The 17,027-nt window shown below is 74.6% G+C and carries 15 protein-coding genes; 4 read left to right on the top strand and 11 right to left on the bottom strand.

Annotated features, from left to right (window positions below; all coding sequences use genetic code 11):
• Positions 1-4 precede the first annotated feature (4 nt).
• From ACA511_RS11820 to ACA511_RS11775, 10 genes are all read right to left on the bottom strand, one after another.
• Positions 5-1,303, bottom strand: coding sequence for an MCE family protein (locus ACA511_RS11820; protein ID WP_375024178.1), 1,299 nt, complete (start codon positions 1,301-1,303; stop codon positions 5-7).
• A complete protein-coding gene (locus ACA511_RS11815) occupies positions 1,300-2,301 on the bottom strand; it encodes an MCE family protein (protein ID WP_375024177.1) in 1,002 nt (333 codons plus the stop codon). The genes ACA511_RS11820 and ACA511_RS11815 overlap by 4 nt, the downstream gene beginning before the upstream one ends.
• On the bottom strand, positions 2,298-3,371 hold the full coding sequence (locus tag ACA511_RS11810; protein ID WP_375024176.1) for an MCE family protein: 1,074 nt from the start codon (positions 3,369-3,371) through the stop codon (positions 2,298-2,300). Before ACA511_RS11810 ends, ACA511_RS11815 begins: the two co-directional genes overlap by 4 nt.
• Complete coding sequence (locus ACA511_RS11805) at positions 3,368-4,399, bottom strand: MCE family protein (RefSeq protein WP_375024174.1); 1,032 nt, start codon at positions 4,397-4,399, stop codon at positions 3,368-3,370. Before ACA511_RS11805 ends, ACA511_RS11810 begins: the two co-directional genes overlap by 4 nt.
• Positions 4,390-5,457, bottom strand: a complete 1,068-nt coding sequence (locus tag ACA511_RS11800; RefSeq protein WP_375024173.1) for an MCE family protein — start codon at positions 5,455-5,457, stop codon at positions 4,390-4,392. Before ACA511_RS11800 ends, ACA511_RS11805 begins: the two co-directional genes overlap by 10 nt.
• On the bottom strand, positions 5,457-6,485 hold the full coding sequence (locus ACA511_RS11795; RefSeq protein WP_375024172.1) for an MlaD family protein: 1,029 nt from the start codon (positions 6,483-6,485) through the stop codon (positions 5,457-5,459). Before ACA511_RS11795 ends, ACA511_RS11800 begins: the two co-directional genes overlap by 1 nt.
• Complete coding sequence (locus tag ACA511_RS11790) at positions 6,482-7,348, bottom strand: ABC transporter permease (RefSeq protein ID WP_375024171.1); 867 nt, start codon at positions 7,346-7,348, stop codon at positions 6,482-6,484. Before ACA511_RS11790 ends, ACA511_RS11795 begins: the two co-directional genes overlap by 4 nt.
• Positions 7,348-8,133 carry an MlaE family ABC transporter permease gene (locus tag ACA511_RS11785; protein ID WP_375024170.1) on the bottom strand — a complete coding sequence of 262 codons (786 nt, stop codon included), beginning with the start codon at positions 8,131-8,133 and terminating at the stop codon, positions 7,348-7,350. Before ACA511_RS11785 ends, ACA511_RS11790 begins: the two co-directional genes overlap by 1 nt.
• A 328-nt stretch (positions 8,134-8,461) precedes the next feature.
• Positions 8,462-9,112, bottom strand: a complete 651-nt coding sequence (locus tag ACA511_RS11780) for a nitroreductase family protein (protein ID WP_375024169.1) — start codon at positions 9,110-9,112, stop codon at positions 8,462-8,464.
• Between the two features lie 28 nt (positions 9,113-9,140).
• Positions 9,141-9,683, bottom strand: a complete 543-nt coding sequence (locus ACA511_RS11775; protein WP_375024168.1) for a VOC family protein — start codon at positions 9,681-9,683, stop codon at positions 9,141-9,143.
• A 153-nt stretch (positions 9,684-9,836) separates the two neighbouring features.
• Between ACA511_RS11775 and ACA511_RS11770 the strand changes: the two genes are divergently transcribed.
• Complete coding sequence (locus ACA511_RS11770; RefSeq protein WP_375024167.1) at positions 9,837-11,108, top strand: acyltransferase family protein; 1,272 nt, start codon at positions 9,837-9,839, stop codon at positions 11,106-11,108.
• A gap of 57 nt (positions 11,109-11,165) precedes the next feature.
• Here ACA511_RS11770 and ACA511_RS11765 read toward each other — a convergent pair whose 3' ends face one another.
• The gene (locus ACA511_RS11765) at positions 11,166-12,584 is read right to left on the bottom strand and encodes an MFS transporter (protein WP_375024166.1); all 1,419 of its coding nucleotides are present in this window, start codon (positions 12,582-12,584) and stop codon (positions 11,166-11,168) included.
• Positions 12,585-12,880: 296 nt separating this feature from the next.
• Here ACA511_RS11765 and ACA511_RS11760 point away from each other — a divergent pair, with 296 nt between their 5' ends.
• From ACA511_RS11760 to ACA511_RS11750, 3 genes are read left to right on the top strand one after another with little or no spacing between them, the layout of a single operon-like run.
• Positions 12,881-13,345: a hypothetical protein gene (locus ACA511_RS11760; RefSeq protein WP_375024165.1), complete on the top strand. Its 465-nt coding sequence runs from the start codon at positions 12,881-12,883 to the stop codon at positions 13,343-13,345.
• A gap of 11 nt (positions 13,346-13,356) precedes the next feature.
• Positions 13,357-14,553, top strand: coding sequence for a hypothetical protein (locus ACA511_RS11755; RefSeq protein WP_375024164.1), 1,197 nt, complete (start codon positions 13,357-13,359; stop codon positions 14,551-14,553).
• Complete coding sequence (locus ACA511_RS11750; RefSeq protein WP_375024163.1) at positions 14,526-16,907, top strand: lanthionine synthetase LanC family protein; 2,382 nt, start codon at positions 14,526-14,528, stop codon at positions 16,905-16,907. Before ACA511_RS11755 ends, ACA511_RS11750 begins: the two co-directional genes overlap by 28 nt.
• The last annotated feature ends 120 nt before the right edge of the window (positions 16,908-17,027 follow it).

Here is a 17,027-nt window from a genome sequence, read left to right as displayed (position 1 = left end):
GGGGCTATCGGGAACGGCGGCGCAGGGCGGCGCGGAGTGTGCTGAGGACGGCGACGACGACGATGAGGCCGCCGAGCACGGGCGGCAGCAGGGGCAGCCAGCGGGAGTCCGGGCGGTCGCCGGTCGCGTTCACCGGCCGCATGTCGCCGTCCGGCGACGTGCCGGCGGGCGCGTCCCCGGCGGTCGCGCCGCCGGACCCCGGTGCGGGCCCGGCCTTCCCGGCGGCCTTCCCGGCCTGCCGGCCGGTGGGCCCGTCGGCCTTGCAGAAGGTGAGGTTCGGGGCGGCGGGCCTGGGCGCCGGGCCGGTGTACTCGGTCGCCGCCTTGGCCGGGCCGGTGAGCGTGATGACGGGCGTGACCCGCAGGTACTTGCCGCTCGGCTCGGTGGCGGTGATGTCCGCGACGAGGGCCTGGAGCGTCGGGACGAGCCGCAGCACGTGTTCGATCTTCCGCTGGGTGGCGGGCGTCAGCAGCGGCGCGGTGGGCGCCGAGGCGGCGGCGAGCAGGCAGTCGAGCCCCGGCCTGGCGTCCTGGAGCAGCCCGTGCAGGTTCCGCATGGCGCCGGGGCCCTCGGCGAGGACGGTGTCGAGGTCGCGGGTCGACTGCCGCAGGGACGCGGTGAGCAGCGCGAGGTCGTCGACGCCGGACGCGATGTCGCCGCGGTGGGCGGAGAGCGTCGCGGTGAGGCGGGTGAGTTCGCCGGCCAGCGCGTCGAGCGTGCCGGCGTCGGCGGCGAGCGTGCCGGTCAGCCGGTGCGCGTCCGAGATCATGTCGTGCAGGTCGTCGCCGCGCCCGCCGAGGCCGGTGGCCAGTTCGTGGACGAGCGTCCGGGTGTCGCGCGGGTCGACGGCGTCCAGGGTGCGGCTGAGGCCGTCGAACAGCTGCTTGTAGTCGGTCGTCCCGGCGGTGCGGGCGAGCGGGATGTGGTCGCCGGCGCGGAGCGTCGCGGACCCGTCCGCCGGGGCCGCCGCCGGGGTCAGCTCGATGTACGGCTCGCCGATCGCGGACTTGCGCAGGACGCGCGCCCCCACGTCGGCGGGGATCCGCGCGCCCCGGTCGAGGTTGAGGCCGACGGCGACGTGGTCGCCGCGCAGCCGCACGGTCCCGACCTCGCCGACGCGGACGCCCCGGTGGGTGACCTCCAGGTCGCCGTGCAGCCCGGGTGAGGACGCGAAGTCGGCGGTGACGGTGAAGGGCCGTTCGAGCGCCTCGATGTGGATCACGCTGCGGACCGCCCAGACCGCGAGGGCGACGCCGAGCACGGCGAAGAAGACGAGGTTGACGGCGACGCGGGGATATCTCATGGGCGCGGCCCCAGCAGTCCTTCGAGGTTCCTGCCCTTGGACGGCGCCGCGGCGGCGGCGCCGGGGTGCGGCAGGAAGCCCTTGATCCACAGGAAGAGGAGGGACTGCCCGCTGAACGACACCGAGGGCCCGTTGAGGAAGTTCAGCACCGTCCCGGCGAGGGCCTTCAGCTCGTCGCGGCCGCGCAGCGCGGCGGCGAGCAGGCCGTCCGCGCGCTTGAGCAGCACGGCGAGCCGCTTGGCGTGGCGCTGCTGCACCTTGGCGTTGACGGAGGTCGCGAGCTTGAGCAGCGCCTGGATGGTGCGCTTGAGGTTGTCGCGGTCGTCCTGGAGCCGCCGGGTGGCGAGTTCGACGCTGCCGGGCAGCCGGTCGATCTCCTTCGAGCCCTTGCTGAGCGAGCGCCCGAGCCGTCCGAGCGAGTCCAGGGCGCGGCCCAGGTCGGCGCTGGCGGCGGCGTACTGGTCGCCGACGTCGGCGGCGCGGGCGATGAGCGTGTTCAGCTCGGGCCCCTTGCCGTCCAGCGCGGTCGCGGACTCGGCGCTGATGGTGGCGATGTCCTGGCCGCCGAGCGCGGCGAGGAGGGGGCCGATCTTCTCGCTGATCTGCTCCAGGTCGGGCTGGACGGACGTGCGCCCGATCGTGGCGCCGGACGCCAGGAAGGGGCCGGTGTCCAGGCGGGCCCCGGCGGGCGGGACGAGCCGCACGTAGTTCTCGCCGAGCAGCGACGACTTGGCGATCGTCGCCGTCGTCCCGGCGGGGACACGCTCGCGCAGCGACATGGTGACGCGGGCGCGGTAGCCGGCCAGCCGGATGCCGGTGACGGTGCCGACGCGGATGTCGGCGACCTGGACGCTGTGCCCGACGACGAGGCTCTGCACGTCGTCGAACGTGGCGTTCAGGGTCACGTCGCCGCGCGGGGCGCCGGCCGTCCGCAGCGAGCAGCCGCCGGCCCCCGCGACGAGCGCGCACACGAGCACACAGGTCAGGATCGTTCTCATCGCCGCCCTCCCGGTGGTGGCTGGCAGTCGGCGAGGGCCGGGTCGTCCTTGACGCACGGGACGGTCCCCCAGCCCATCGCGGTGAACAGCGGCTGGAGCCAGGCCCGCACGGTCCCGTGGACGACGACGCGGATGGTGGCGACGTGGTTGCGGCGGTCCCACGCCTGGACGGCGACGTCCGCGAACCGGCCGAGGCTGTCGATGGCCTGGGTGAGCCCGCCGACGTTGCCCTTGAGGCTGAGCACGATGTTGGACAGGTCCGCGACCGTGGACGGCAGCGTCTCCCGGTAGGCGGTGATGAGCACGTCGCTCTTGCGGATGGCCGCCGCGAGCCCCGCCACGAAGTCGCGCAGCTGCGCGCGTTCGTCGGCGAGCGTCCGGCTGGTCGAGGCGAACGAGTCGAGCAGGCCCGACAGCTGCCTGTCGCGTCCGTTGAGGTCGGCGGCGAGGCTGTGCAGGCCCTTCGCCAGCGACACGATCTTCTTGTCCTGCGCCGCGAGCGAGCCGGTCAGCTCGGACGTGTTGTGCAGGGCGTCGTTGATGCCCTCCCCGCGTCCGCGCACGGACCCGGCGGCGCGGTGGATCGCGGGCCCGAGCGCGCCCGCGTCGATCGAGTCGTTGAGCTTGGCGAACGCGGCGAGCGCGTCGTCGATCTCCACCGGCAGCTCGGTGCGCTCCTGCGGGACGACCGCGCCGGGCCCGGCCTTCGGCATGCCCGGCTTCCACACCGGGTGCAGGGTCACGAACCGCTCGCCGAGCGCGTCGGACGAGTCGACGGCGGCGTGCACCCCGGCCGGGACGGGCACGGACCGTTTGACCTCGATGTCCACGCGGACGCGGTTCCGCTCGTCCTTGACGGACGTGATCGTCCCGGCGTCGGCGCCCATCACCTTCACCTGCGACCGCGCGTAGAGGGACGGCGCCTTCGCGAAGTAGACGGTCATCGGGTAGGTGGGCTCGGACGCGATGCCGCAGCCGCCGAGCGCCGCGGTCAGCGCGAGCACGGCCGCCGCCGCGACGGGACGTGCGCCCGCGGGACGTGTGCCCGCAAGACGTGCTCGGGGGTTCATCGCCGGGCCTCCTTCGGTGCGGCGCGGGCGAGTTCGGCGAGGTCCTTCGGGGACAGCGGGCCGAGCCCGGTGGCGAGGACGTCCAGCCACGGCCCCCGCCCGCCGGTGCCGGCGAGGCCGGACAGCGTGGGCCCGGCCCAGGCGAGCAGCTGGTTGAAGTCGCCGGTCACCGGGCGGAGGGTGCCGAGGGTGCCGCGCAGGTCGGCGACGAGGGTCAGCAGCTTCGCCTGCCGGTCGTCGATGAGCTTGGTGAGGCTCGCCACCGTCCGGTTGCCGCCGCCGAGGAACGCGGCCAGCTCGGTGCGGCGGCGGCGCAGCTCGTCCAGCATGGCCTGGACGTTGGTGAGCAGCCGGGACAGTTCGGCGTCCTTGGCGTGCGCGAGCTTGAGGACGCGGTCGCCGCTGTCGAGCAGCTTCTCGATCTGCGGGTCGGCGTCGTTGACCGTCTCGGCGAGGCCCGCGAGGTTGGTCAGCGCGCGGCCGAGCCGGCCCCGGTCGTCGTCGCCGATCCCGTTCAGCTCGGCGACGAGCTTGTTGATGGCCCGGGTGTCGAGCTTGGAGATCGTGCGGGTGGACGTGTCCAGCACGTCGTTGATCGTCGTCGGCACCTGGGTGCGGTCCAGCGGGATGCGCCGCCGGTCCTCGGGGAGGTCGGCCAGGTGCGGGGCGGCGACCGGGCCGGACAGCCGCAGGTAGCGCCCGCCCAGCACGTTGGCGACCTTGATCTCGGCGCGGGTGTCCGGGCCGAGGTCGACGCCGCCGTCGACCTTCCAGGAGACGACCACGTACCCGTGCCGGTGGTCGGGCCGGACGGAGCCGACCTCGCCGACCCGGACCCCCGCGACCCGGACCTCGTCCCCGGAGCGCAGCCCGCCCGTCGCGGCGAACGTGCCGGTGATCGTGTAGCGGTCCTTGAGCAGCCCGCGCGTCCCGACCAGGTACACCGAGACGACCAGCGCGAGGAGCGTGCCCGCCGACACCAGGCCGACCGCGATCCTGTTGCGGTCGCGGAAGGATCTCATCCCCATCGCGTCCCCCCGACCATCAGGTTCTCCAGCTTCTCGGGCGTGTCGACGGGGCCCTCGCGGGGGCCGGGCAGCCGCGTCGGGTACGGGCAGGGCGGCGCGGCGAGCGACAGGCAGGGGATCGCGGCCTCCACGTACGTCCCGTTGTCGACGGCGGCGAAGATGTGCTGGAGCTTCGGCGTCACCGACCGCAGGACCTTGCGGAGCGCCCCGCTGTTGCGGTTCACCCCGGACGAGAACACCGAGAGCTCGTCCACGACCCGGCCGAGTTCGCGCTCGTTGCCCGCGAGCACCGAGTCGGACGTCCGGGCGAGGGCGGCGAGCTGGACGAGCGTGCCGTCGATCAGCTTCCGGTTGCCGGTGAACGCCTCGCTCAGGCTGACGAGGTCGTCGACGGCGGAGCCGATCTGCCTGTCGCGGCGGGCGATGATGCCGGTGACGGTCGCGTAGTCGTCCAGCATCTGCCGCAGCATCGTGCGCCGCTTCGCGATCGCGGCCGACAGCGTGTCGATGTCGCCGATCAGCCGGTCGACGTTCCCGGCGTTCCCGTCCAGTGCCTCCGACAGCGACACCAGCACCGTGTTGACCTGCTTCGGGTCCAGGCTGCGGACGAGCGGTCCGAGCTGGTCGAGCAGGGCGCTGCCGTCCACCGCGGAACGCGTCCGCCGGATGTGCGCGCCGTGCCGCATCTTCGCCGGGCTCTTGCCGGGCACCAGGTAGACGACGCGGCGGCCCATGGCGTCGCGCCAGCGGATCGACGCCTCGCTGTCGGCGGGGATCTCCACCGAGTGGCGGACGGTGAGGCCGACGCGGGCCTTGCCGTCGACGACCTCGACCTCGTCCACCCGGCCGACCGGCGCCCCGGCGATCTTCACCTCGTCGCCCTCCATCAGGCCGCTGGCGTCGTCGAAGGTGGCGGTCAGGCGCCAGCCTCCGCCGGTGTCCACCCGGGCGATCTGCATCCCGATGAGCGCGGTGAGGACGCCGGTGACGGCGACGAACGAGGCGAGCCGGACGGCGAGGCCGATGCGGGCGCGCCGCGACAGCGCCGACGCCGCCATCACCGGCCCCCGGCCGTGCCGCCGTAGGGGCCGCACAGCCCGAGCAGCAGCCCGCACGGGTCGGTCGGCAGGTACCCCTGGGTGCGGATGTAGTTCTTGCCGCCGGTCCCCTTCATGGAGGTCAGCTCGCCGTAGAGGGGCAGCAGCCTGTTCCCGGTCCGGACGGCGTCGCCGACGAGCCCGAGCTGGGAGTAGATGATCCAGGCGGTGCGCTCGGACGACCGGAACGCCGCGCCGAGCTGCCCGCCGCGCTTGTCGAACCCGTGCGAGACGAGCAGCGACACGTCCGTCAGGCCGTCGGCGAAGCCGGCCAGCCGGCCGCGCCCCCGCCCCGCCGTCCCGATCAGCGCGTTGGCGTCCCCGGAGATCGCCACCAGCTCGTCGCCGCTGCCGGCCAGCGCGCCCGACAGGTCTGCGGCGTCCCCGACGAACCGGCGGGCGTTCGCGCGGTTCTCGTACGCGACGTTCAGCAGGACGCCGGTCTGGTCGATGGTCTGCCGCAGCCGCGCGCCCTGCCCGTGGAGGCCGGTCGCGACCGTGTGCACGATCGTGCCGACCTCCTCGGCGTTCACCGCGCCGAGGCCGGCGTCGGCGCGGGCGAGCAGGTCCGACAGGTCGCGCGGGTCGGACGTCCGCGCGATCCGCGCCCCGGACGCCAGGTAGGGCCCGGCGGCGGCGTGCGCGCCGGGGACGAGGTCGACGAACTTGGGGCCGAACGCCGACGCGGGCTCGATGGACGCGGTGACGGTGTCGGGGACCCGCGTGCCCGCGTCCAGCCGCAGGGAGACGCGGGCCCGGCCGCCGCCGGTCAGCCCGACGTCCGACACCGTCCCGACCGTCACGCCGCGGATCTTCACGGGGGCGCCGGAGCCGAGGCCCTGCCCGGCGCGGCCGAACTCGGCGGTCAGCACCGTCCCCTCGTCCCGTCCGGGCCGGGCGACCAGCACGTACAGCAGCCCCGCCAGCACGGCCAGCGTCGCCGCGCTGATCAGCAGCCGGCGGGGCAGCGGGATCTCCTCGTTGATCATCCGGTGAGCCTCACGGTCGCGCCGCTGCCCCAGAACACGTAGGACAGCAGCAGGTTCAGGGCGACGATCACGATGATGGACAGCCTGATCGCGCGGCCGGCCGCGCGGCCCACCCCGGCCGGTCCGCCGGTCGCGTAGTAGCCGTAGTAGCAGTGGATGGTGATCACCGCGAAGGCGAAGACCGCGACCTTGATCGCGCTGTAGACGAGGTCGATGGTCGGCAGGTACAGCCGGAAGTAGTAGTCGTAGACGCCGGGCGCCAGGTCGAAGAAGCCGGTGCTGATCAGCCGGGTCGCGAAGAAGCTGGCGAACAGCGCGATCAGGTAGAGCGGCACCAGCGCGATCAGCGCGGCGACGACCCGGGTGCACACCAGGTAGGCGAACGACCCGATGCCCATGACCTCCAGGGCGTCGATCTCCTCGGAGATGCGCATCGCGCCGAGCTCGGCGGTGAACGCCGACCCGCACTGCGCGGCGAGCGCCACCGCGGCGATCACCGGGGTGATCTCCCGGACGTTCGCGAACGACCCGACCAGGCCCATGAACGACTGCGCGCCGATCGACTGGAGCCCGGTGTAGCCCTGGAGGCCGACCTCGGTGCCGACGAAGAACGCCATCGTGAAGATCACGAAGATCATGCCGCCGCCGACGACGCTGGCGCCGACCCCCACCACCACGTCCGACACGTGCCGGGCGACGGTCTTGGTGTACTTGCGGCGCAGGATCAGGTCGCGCACCGAGTACAGCAGGATCCGGTAGACGAACACGGGCCACTGGGCGAGGTCCCCGGAGCGCTGGAGGGCCGCCGTCCCGGCCCGGACGGCGCGCGGCGCGATCCTCTCGATCGTCGTGAGGGCGGCCATCAGATCCTCGGCGGGAACGCGACGAAGTACACCGTCGTGATCACGTAGTTGAGCGCGAACACCAGCATGAACGCGACGACGATCGCGCGGTTGACGGCGCGTCCGACGCCGACCGGGCTCGCCGCGCAGGTCATCCCCATGTAGCAGGCCACGACCGCCGCGACGACGCCGAACAGCCAGGACTTCAGCAGCGTCACCACCAGGTCGGACGTCTGGAGCAGGGACACGGCGCCGTCGAAGTAGGCGCCCGGCGTGACGTCCTGCAGCAGCACGTTGAACACGAACCCGCCGGCCGCCCCCGCCACGATGACCAGCGAGGCGAGCAGCGTCGAGACGAGGCTGGCCGCCCACAGCCGGGGCGTGACGAGCCGGTGCACGGGGTTGACCGCCATCGCCTCCATCGCCGACAGCTCGTCCCGGATGCGGCGGGCGCCCATGTCGGCGGTCATCGCCGACCCGCCCGCCCCCGCGATGATCAGCGCGGCGGCGATCGGCGCGACCTCGCGGACCAGCCCGACGACGACCGCGCCGCCGGTCGCGGACTGCGCGCCGAGCTGCGCGGCGAGCTGCCCGACCTGGAGCGCGACGGTCGCGCCGAGCGGCAGCGACACGAGGATCACCGGGATGCTCGTCACCCGGGCGAGGAACCACGCCTGTTCGGCGAACTCCCACGCCCAGGTCCGGACGTCCCACGTCCGGCGGACGGCCTCCAGGGCGATGACGAACAGCTCGCCGATCTCGCCCAGCAGGCCGTGGACACGGCGCGGAACCTGGATCGCGGACACCGGTGGGTCGCCTCCTCGTTCGGGTCGAGTTGGGTCGGGCCGGGCCGGCCGGCCCCGCGTGCGTCTGGCGCGAAGACGTGGATCACGCGGGCCGGCCGGTGCTCGGGCGGTCGGGGGGCTGGTGGTCGCGGATCGCCGAGGGCGGTTCCCTTCCGCCTCGGGTCCCCCCGGGTGCACACGGCACACTAGAACACTTATTGGCGATCTGACAATAGGCTATTGGCGGTGCGCCAATAAGAGGTCGTGCGAGGCCCCTCCCCAGGTGGCACGCGGCGTCCGGGGCAGCACCTCACGCGGGCGCGGCCGGGCCCGCGCTAGGAGGTCCCGGTCACCAGCGGTCGAGGTGGAGGACGTCGTCCAGCGGGACGCGGGCGGCAGGGCGGAACGTGTCGCCGGTGTAGTAGGCGGTCGGGAGCAGCGCGCCCTGCCGGACGTCCTCGGGCAGGCCGAGCAGTTCCGCGACCTCCCGCTCGTACACCAGGTGCAGGGACGTCCAGGCGGTGCCGAGCCCGCGGGCCCGCGCGGCGAGCGCGTAGTTCCAGGCGGCGGGGAGCAGCGAGCCCCAGAGTCCGGCCTGGTTGCCGCCCGGCAGCTTCCCGCCCTCCACCCGCAGGCACGGGATCACCAGGACGGGCACGTCGCCCATCCGCTCGGCCAGGTAGGACGCGCTGTCGCCGACGCGGCGCTGCACCTCGGCGCGGCCGGGATCGTCCTTGTAGAGGACGGCGGCCGACTCCTTCGACCCGGCGTAGGCCGCGAACGCGCGCCGGTAGTGCTCGCCGATCGCCGCGCGCTGCCCGGGGTCGGTGACGACGATCCACTGCCAGCCCTGCCGGTTGCTCCCGCTCGGCGCCTGCAAGGCGATCTCCAGGCATTCGCGGACGAGGTCGAGCGGCACGGGTCGGTCGAGGTCGAGGCGCTTGCGCACGGTGCGGGTCGTGGTCAGCAGTTCGTCCGGGCTCAGTGGCGGTGTCGTCATGCGCCCATCGTGCCCCAGCCGTCCCGCGTCAGTCGGCGCCGAGCTCCGGGTCGTCGAGGACGGGGTTGAGGAAGACCTCCTTGGCCTCCTGCTGGGTGATGCCGGTACGGCCGGTGAGGTCGTTGCGCGGGTCGGCGAAGCGGAACCGGTAGCCGCGCGGCGGCAGGTGGCCGATCTCCCACCAGTTGCCGTCGAGGTCCTTGAGGTAGAACGAGTAGACGCCGTGCTGGCGGACGGGCTTGTTCAGCTCTTTCACGCCGTACTCGCCGGCCACCTCCGCGATCCGCCGGTACGCCTCGTCCACCTCGCCGTCGCTGCCCACGTCGAGGCCGTTGTGGTAGAGGAGCGGCATGTCGGGACGGTCCGGTCGGGACTCCACGCACACGTAGGTGTGGTCGCCGCCGAGCCGGACGTAGAGCGCCGCCATCATCGGCTGGACGACTTCGAGCCCGAGGACCTCCTCGTAGAAGCGGCGGGTGGCCGCCACATCGGTGATCTTCAGCGTCCCGTGCGAAAGGAAGCGGGACTTGATCGCGGGTTCTTTGGCCGAGCGGTGCGTGATCGCGGGCATGGACCCTCCAATTCGGCGCGCTCGCGGTGTCCTGCGGCAGCGGAGCAGGCGGCGGAACAGCAGCCATCTCTCCCTATTTCACGGCAATTTTCCGGTTCATGGAAGGGTTAGGTTTTGCGGTGCACTTGAGACAGGAGCGACTAGTCTGTCGGAATGGCTGCCACTTCGGGCGTTTCCTCCGCTACGTCCAGGCTTGGGTGGCTTGACGCGTTGCGCGGCGGGGCGGCCCTGGCGGTGGCCCTGCACCACGCGAGCTATGTGTACCTACCTCGGCTACGGGTCTGGCTGGCCGACTGGTTCGATCCCGGCCTCTTCGGCGTGCTCGTCTTCTTCCTCGTCAGCGGATACATCGTCCCGGCGTCGCTGGAGCGGCGGGGCAGCGTGCGCGGCTTCTGGGTCGGCCGCTTCTTCCGCATCTACCCCCTGGTCGCGGTCACCTGCCTGCTCGCGGTGCTGCCGTTCCTGCTGGGCGTGCTCGGGCTGCGCGCCGGGCTGGAGCAGTACTCCCCCGCGACGGCCGTCCTCGCGCACATGACGATGCTGCAGGACCTCCTGAACGTCCCCAACGCGATGAACGTGCTGTGGACGCTGTCCTACGAGATGGCGTTCTACCTGCTGATCGTCGCGCTGTTCGTGGTGGGCGGGCACCGGAGGTCGGCCCCCGCCGCCGTCGTCCTCACGGTGGTCGCGCTGGTCGCCGTCACGCTGACGGCGGGCGGGCTGCTGACCGGCGCGTACGCGCCCGCCGCGCTGCTCTCCCGGACGGCGGGGACGGGACCGGTCGTCGCGGTGACCGCCGCGGGGCTGGTGGTCGCGATCGCGGCGGCGGTGTCCCGGCGTCCCGCGACGCGGACCGTGGGCGGGCTCCTCGGCGGGTTCCTCGCCCTCGTGCTGGTCTCGGCGAACGGCCGCATCAGCGCGTGGGAGGGCCTCATCATGCTCGCGACCATGTTCGCGGGCACCGCCGTCCACCGCGCCGAGCGCGGCCAGATCTCCTGGCGGGCCTGCGCGGCGGCGGGCGGCGCCGTCCTCGCGGGCGCGCTCGCCGCCGGGCTGTGGCACGCCGCGCCCTACGGCGGCAACGCCCAGCTCGTCTGGTGCGGCGCGGTGCTGGCGGCGCCGCTGACGTTCGCGGTCGCGTGGCGGCTGCGGAACCGCCGGTTCCCCGCGTGGGCGACCGGCCTCGGGACCATCAGCTTCTCCCTCTATCTGCTGCACCCGCTGCTGCTGATGGTCGCGGCGCAGTTCCTCGGCGCGTCCGGGCGCGAGGACGCGGCCGGGCTGGCCGTCTTCCTGCTGGTGCTGATCGGGGCGAGCTGGGCGTCGCAGCGCTGGATCGAGGCCCCCGCCCAGCGCCTGGGCCGCCGCTTCTCCGGCGCGCCCGCGCCGGAGCCCGCCCGGCAGCCGCACATCGTCACGTCGTGACCTCGACGGCTCCTCCGGAGCGGGGCGCGCGGGCCGGCCGCACCGGGCGGCCGGGCGTCAGGCCGCCGCCTCGGCCTCGACGTCCCGGTTCGGCCGCGGCAGGAACGGGACGACTGCCGTCCCGGCGGCGGTGATGACGGCCGCGGTGAGGAAGGCCGCCGAATAGCCGTCCACGAGGTCCGGGCCGGCGTTCGCGGCGGCCGCGCCGAGGACGGTGAGCCCGATCGTCCCGCCGATCGTGCGGGACGTGTTGACGACGCCCGCCACCGTGCCCGCCTCCGAGTCGTCCGCGCCGCTCGTCGCCACCTCGACCAGCGGCGTCATCAGGAGGCCGAAGCCGAGCGCCATGGTCGCGCCGGGCCCGAGGATCGCGGTGAGGAACGTGCCATCGGCGTCCAGCGCCACGCTCTGCCACGCGAACCCGGCGGCGGCCATGAGCCCGCCGACGCCCGCGAGGACGCGTGCGTCCATGCGGGCCATGAGGGCCGGCGCGAGCCGCGACCCGATGATGATGCCGCCGGTGTGCGGGAGGAACGACAGGCCGGTCCGGACGGCGCTGTAGTGCAGGACGTTCTGCATGTAGAGCGACAGGAAGTACCAGAGCGCGAAACCCGCCATCGTCATGACGAGGGTCGCGAGGTTGCCGACCGCGACGCCGCGCCGCCGGAACATCCGCGGCCGGACGAGCGGCTGCGCGGTCCGCGCCTCCACCGCGACGAACAGGCCGAGCAGCGCGAGCCCGGCGGTGAGCGGGATCAGCGACGTCCAGCCGTCGTCCTCGATCCGCCCGATGCCGAAGGCGAGCAGGCCCACGCCCGCGGTGACGAGGACGGCGCCGGGCAGGTCGAGCCGGGCGCGCCCGGCGGTGCTCCGGTCGTCGCGCAGCCAGCGCGCGGCCACCACGGCGACGGCGGCGCCGACCGGGACGTTGATCAGCAGCACCCAGCGCCAGTTCAGGTAGTCGGTCAGCAGCCCGCCGACGAGGCCGCCGGTGGCGCCGCCCGCGGTGCCGACGGCCGTCCACAGGGCGATCGCCCGCGTCCGGGCGGGCCCGGCCGGGAACGTCGCGGTGATCAGCGACAGCGTGACCGGCGCGAGGACCGCGGCGCCGAGCCCCTGCACGGCGCGGGCGCCGATCAGCATGGCGCCGTCCTGCGCGAACCCGCCCGCGAGGCTCGCGGCGACGACCAGGCCGAGGCCCGCCAGGAAGACCCGCTTGCGCCCGTAGAGGTCGGCGGCGCGGCCGCCCAGCAGGAGGAACCCGGCGAACGTCAGCGAGTAGGCGTTGACGACCCATTGCAGCCCGGTCGGGCCGAGGCCCAGACCTTCGCGCATGTGGGGCAGGGCGACGTTGACGACGGAGATGTCCAGGACGACGAGGAACTGGCCGATGGACGCGGCGAGCAGCGCGGCCCAGCCCGGCGTGCTCCCGGGCCGGCGGGCCGTCCTCCCGTCCGCGAGGTCGATGGCGGTCATGCCGTTCATGCTGCCGCCGGCCCGGTTCCGCCGCGTCGGGCAACGGGACCAGACGACCACGTCCGATCGGCCTAGGACCCGCGCCCGCCCGGCGGGCGCCTTTCCCGTCCGGGACGCGCCCCGGCGCGCGATTTCCCGCTTTATGATCGCCGTCGAGATCTGTTTCAAGATCTGCGCTTATGACCCCGGAGAGAATCTGTGGACAGCGGTGGAGGCAGGCCATAGAATCACCGGTCGTCGGGGCCGGGGAAAAGATCTACAAAAGGATCTACCCGGGCCCTCCCCGGAGGGGCGCCATGACGTTCCAGGCGAGGAAATTACGCGTCCAGCTGCCGTGCGCGGTCGAAGGTTCGCTCATCGAACTCGACGACGGGGAGGGCGGGCGGCAGCAGCCGGTTCCGGCCAACGCGCGCTTCTTCGGCAACACCTGCTACCTGTCGGCTCCCTTCGACATCTGCCACTGCTCCGTCCTGCCGCCGACGCCCGGATGCCAGCCGTCCGGCCCGCCGCCGTGCATCGACGAGACCCTGCGGAGCCTGCCCCAGATGGTCCTGGCCGAGTCGGCGGAACTCCTCGTCGACCTCGACCTCCTGCCATTGCTGAAGAAGCAGCTGGAGAACCGGCTGGCCGAATTGGAGCTGGCCGCGGACGCCGCCCGCGAACGCCTGCGGGCGCGGCTCACCGATATCGGGACCGCCGAAGAGGCATTGCGCGAACGGCGGGAACCGCACCGGAAAGCGGAACCGGAGCCCGGCGAGTAGGCGGCACGGCCGTGGACCTCGCCGACCACTGGACATTTCGAGCCAATCCCCATTACCGGCCGGTTCCGGCCGAACGGCTGACGGACGCCGAGCGCGGCCTCCTCGGCGACCAGGACGGCCTGTACGGAATGCTGCGGCCGGCGCGCGGCTCCGGCCTCGACCCGCGGTCCTGCTCGGCCGACACCGCGCTGCTCTTCTTCACGCTCGCCGAACCCGGGCCCGTGCCCGCCTTCGCCCGCGCGGGCCTCGGGCCGTCCGCCGGACGGGTCCTCGCCCGCCTCGTGGTCGACGGCGTCCTCGAAGTGTCGGCGGGCGACGGGTGCTTCCGGTCCGGTCCGCAGGCTGCGTCCCTGCTGCTTCCGGGCCGGTCGGCCGCGGGCCGGGGGCGCGTCGCCGAACTGTCGGTCGCGGCGCTCCGGCACGCCCAGGCGCTGCCGGGCGCGTCCGCCGACGCCCTCGCGGTCCGCCTGTACCGCTACGGCCGCCGGCCCGTCTCGTCGCGGCTGCGGCGCCGGCTGCCCGACGAGGCGGCCGTCGACTCCTATCTCGGCCTCGCCCCGGGCGGCCCCGCCGCACGCGTGTTCGGCGCCGCCTGGACGGAGCGGTCCGCGGCGTCCCCGGCGCCGTGGCGGTACTGGGCGCGCCGCGGCGAGTCCGAGCCGGGGCTGACGTACAAGCTCTACGTCAGCCCCGCGTTCGCGGAGACCCCCGCGGCGCTCGCGGCGGCCGCGGGCGTGCTCGGCGGCACGCGCGGGGTGACCGGGTTCAAGGCCGCGCGCGACCTCGGCGGGCTGTGCCGCCCGGACAAGCTCGTCGCGTACTTCGGCCGGCTGGACGACCTGCGGGCCGCGGCGGCGCGGCTCACCGGCGAGATCGGCGGGATGCCGGCCCAGGGCGTCCCGTTCACGGCGGCGGTGGGCCTCGACGGGCTCCTCTCCTGGGGGGCCGACCCGCCGCCCGGCCCCGCCGGCCCGGCGAGCTGGCGGACGTGGGTGACCGGCCGCCTCGCCGACTACCTGCTCGCCGCACGCGACGCGGACGGCCCGGCACGCGACGCCGGCGGCCCGGCAGTCCCCGCGCGCGACGCCGGCGGCCCTGCGCCCGAGCCCTGGCGGTTCGCCCTCGAACGCCTGCGCCTCACCGGCGTGGACACCGACACCTGGGTGCCGAAGAGCGGCCTGTGGCACGACGCGCCGGCCGCGGGCTGACCGTGGAGGAGACCGGGATGACCCTGTCGGGGCCCTTGGTGCTGCCGGGCGACGTGGCCCTCACCCCCGTCGAGCGGCTGCCGCCCGACCTGCGGAGCCGCTTCGAGCACGGGCCGGGCGACCACTGCGTGACCCGCCCGGGGACCCGCGTCCCCAGCCGCGTCGTCGACCCGGGGACCGCGTCGCTGCTCGCCCTCTTCCGGCAGCCGGCCACGATCGTCGACGCCGTCATCGCCTACAGCTCCGCCGCCGGGCTGGAGCCGCGGCGGACGCTGGACGACGCCTTCCCCGTCCTCGCCGGCTTCATCCGGGACGGCCTGCTCCTGCCCGCCGGTTCGCCGCTGGCGCGCCCCGTCGCGTCGTCGCTGCGGACCGGGGACGCCGTCGGCGGCGCGGAGGTCGTCGAGCCCGTCCAGGTGCTGGTGGACACCGAGGTCTACCGGGTCCGGCTCCCCGACGGCACGCCCGCCGCCTTGAAGATCACCGAGGCCGGTTCCGCGTCCGGGCCGCGCCGCGAGGAGACCGTCCTGCGCGCCCTCGACGGCCGGCACAACCCCGGGTTGCTCGCCGCCGGAGACCATGGCGGCCGGCCGTTCCTGCTGCTGTCCTGGGTCGCCGGGGTGGACGTCCACCACGCCGCGGCCGAGGCGCGCGGGCTGCCCGCCAACGCCGCGCCGCTCGATCTGGCCGAGCGGGTCGTCGCGGCCTTCGCGCACCTCCACGCGCAGGACGTGCTGCACGGCGACGTCCACCCGCGCAACGTGCTGGTCGGCCCCGACCAGCGGGTCGTCCTGCTGGACTTCGGCCTCGCCGCCGGTCCCGGGGCGCCGCCGCCCGCCCGTCGCGGCGGCGTCGACTTCTTCCTCGAACCGGAGGCCGCCGACGCGCCGGCGCACGCCCGGCCGGTGACGGCGCGGGGCGAGCAGTACTCCGTCGCCGCCCTCGTCTACCTGGTGCTGACCGGCGCGCACACCCACGCGTTCTCGCTCCACCCCGAGGACATGCTGCGCCAGTTGCGCGACGAGCCGCCGCTCCCGTTCGCGGCGCACTCCGCGCCGCGCCTTCCGGCGGTCGAGCGCGTCCTGCGGCGCGCCCTCGCCAAGGACCCCGCCGCCCGGTACGCGTCGCTCGCGACGCTGCTGCGGTCGTTCCGCGCCGCGGCGGCGTCCGACCGGGCGGCGGGCCCGGACGCGCGCCGCGCCCCCGGACCCGCGCGGCGGCTGCTCGACGACGTGCTCGCCCGCCTGTCGGTGTCGGGGCCGCTGCTGGACGGCGGGCTCGCCGCGCCGACCGCGTCGCTCATGAACGGCGGCGCCGGCTTCGGCTACGCGCTCTCGCGCATGGCCCAGTGCCGCGACGACGAGCGCCTTCTCGCGCTCGCCGACGTGTGGACGGCGCGGGCCGTGTCCGCGTCGGGCGGCGGCGACGCCTTCGTGAGCGAGGACCTCGGCATGGTCCCCGAGGTCATCGGCGAGAACTCGCTCTACCACCACGGCGCCGGCGTGCACTGCGTCCAGGCCCTGGTCGCGCAGGCCGCGTGCGACGAGGGGGCGCGCGAGACCGCGATCGACGCGTTCCTGCGCGAGGCGGCGGCCCCCTGCCCCGAACTCGACGTCGCGTTCGGACGCTCCGGCCTCCTCCTGGGGTGCGCGACCCTGCTGGAGGAGTGCGGCGACTCGCCGCGCGCCGCCGGACTCCGCGCCGCGGGCGACCGGCTGCGCGACTCCGTCTGGTCGGACATCGCCGAGACCCCGGTCGCGGCGGACGCCCGGCGGCGCGTCCTCGGCGCCGCCCACGGGTGGACCGGCTACCTCTTCGCGCTCCTGCGCTGGGCGCGGGCGTCGGCCTCGGAGCCGCCCGGCGGCGCGGCCGGCCGGCTGGACGAGCTGGGCGCGCTCGCCCACCCCGCCGGCCGCGGCCTGCTCTGGCCGTTCGAGGCCGACGGCCCCCGGCCCTCCTCGGTGATGGGCGCGAGCTGGTGCAACGGCGCGGCCGGCCAGGTCCACCTGTGGTGGCTCGCGCACGCGCTGCTCGGCGAGCCGCGGTACGAGCGGTGGGCGCGCGGCGCCGCCTGGGGCGCCTACGAGGGCCCCGGTGCCGCGCCGGGCGACCTGTGCTGCGGCCTCGCCGGACGCTCCTACGCCCTGCTCGACCACCACGCCGTGACCGGGGAGCCCGTCTGGCTGGCCCGCGCCCGCGTCCTCGCCGACCGGGCGGCGGTGAGCGTGGCGGCCGAGTCGCAGCGTGCGGACAGCCTCTACAAGGGCGAGATCGGCACGGCCCTGCTCCTCTGCGAACTGGAGACCCCCGACCCGGGCCGCATGCCCCTCTACGCCCCCGAGACCCGCCCCTGACCAGCCCGCCGTCCCCGCGTGCGGCGCAGAGCCCGCGATCGGACCACTCCACCGAGGTCCCGTATGACGACCGCCCCGGACCCCTCGGCCGCCCGCAGGGATCGGCGGCAGACCCAGCGG

Origin of the sequence: Actinomadura sp. GTD37 (genome assembly GCF_041951365.1) — a bacterium.
Classification (GTDB): Bacteria; Actinomycetota; Actinomycetes; order Streptosporangiales; family Streptosporangiaceae; genus Spirillospora.
This window is presented reverse-complemented; position numbering and strand designations above follow the sequence as displayed.

Excerpts from the sequence above, each read along its gene's own strand:
- ACA511_RS11765 (WP_375024166.1), bottom strand. The coding sequence starts at position 12,584 with ATGACCGCCATCGACCTCGCGGACGGGAGGACGGCCCGCCGGCCCGGG.
- ACA511_RS11770 (WP_375024167.1), top strand. The coding sequence starts at position 9,837 with ATGGCTGCCACTTCGGGCGTTTCCTCCGCTACGTCCAGGCTTGGGTGG.
- ACA511_RS11815 (WP_375024177.1), bottom strand. The coding sequence starts at position 2,301 with ATGAGAACGATCCTGACCTGTGTGCTCGTGTGCGCGCTCGTCGCGGGG.
- ACA511_RS11805 (WP_375024174.1), bottom strand. The coding sequence starts at position 4,399 with ATGGGGATGAGATCCTTCCGCGACCGCAACAGGATCGCGGTCGGCCTG.
- ACA511_RS11775 (WP_375024168.1), bottom strand. The coding sequence starts at position 9,683 with ATGCCCGCGATCACGCACCGCTCGGCCAAAGAACCCGCGATCAAGTCC.
- ACA511_RS11820 (WP_375024178.1), bottom strand. The coding sequence starts at position 1,303 with ATGAGATATCCCCGCGTCGCCGTCAACCTCGTCTTCTTCGCCGTGCTC.
- ACA511_RS11795 (WP_375024172.1), bottom strand. The coding sequence starts at position 6,485 with ATGATCAACGAGGAGATCCCGCTGCCCCGCCGGCTGCTGATCAGCGCG.
- ACA511_RS11760 (WP_375024165.1), top strand. The coding sequence starts at position 12,881 with ATGACGTTCCAGGCGAGGAAATTACGCGTCCAGCTGCCGTGCGCGGTC.
- ACA511_RS11810 (WP_375024176.1), bottom strand. The coding sequence starts at position 3,371 with ATGAACCCCCGAGCACGTCTTGCGGGCACACGTCCCGCGGGCGCACGT.
- ACA511_RS11780 (WP_375024169.1), bottom strand. The coding sequence starts at position 9,112 with ATGACGACACCGCCACTGAGCCCGGACGAACTGCTGACCACGACCCGC.
- ACA511_RS11800 (WP_375024173.1), bottom strand. The coding sequence starts at position 5,457 with ATGGCGGCGTCGGCGCTGTCGCGGCGCGCCCGCATCGGCCTCGCCGTC.
- ACA511_RS11790 (WP_375024171.1), bottom strand. The coding sequence starts at position 7,348 with ATGGCCGCCCTCACGACGATCGAGAGGATCGCGCCGCGCGCCGTCCGG.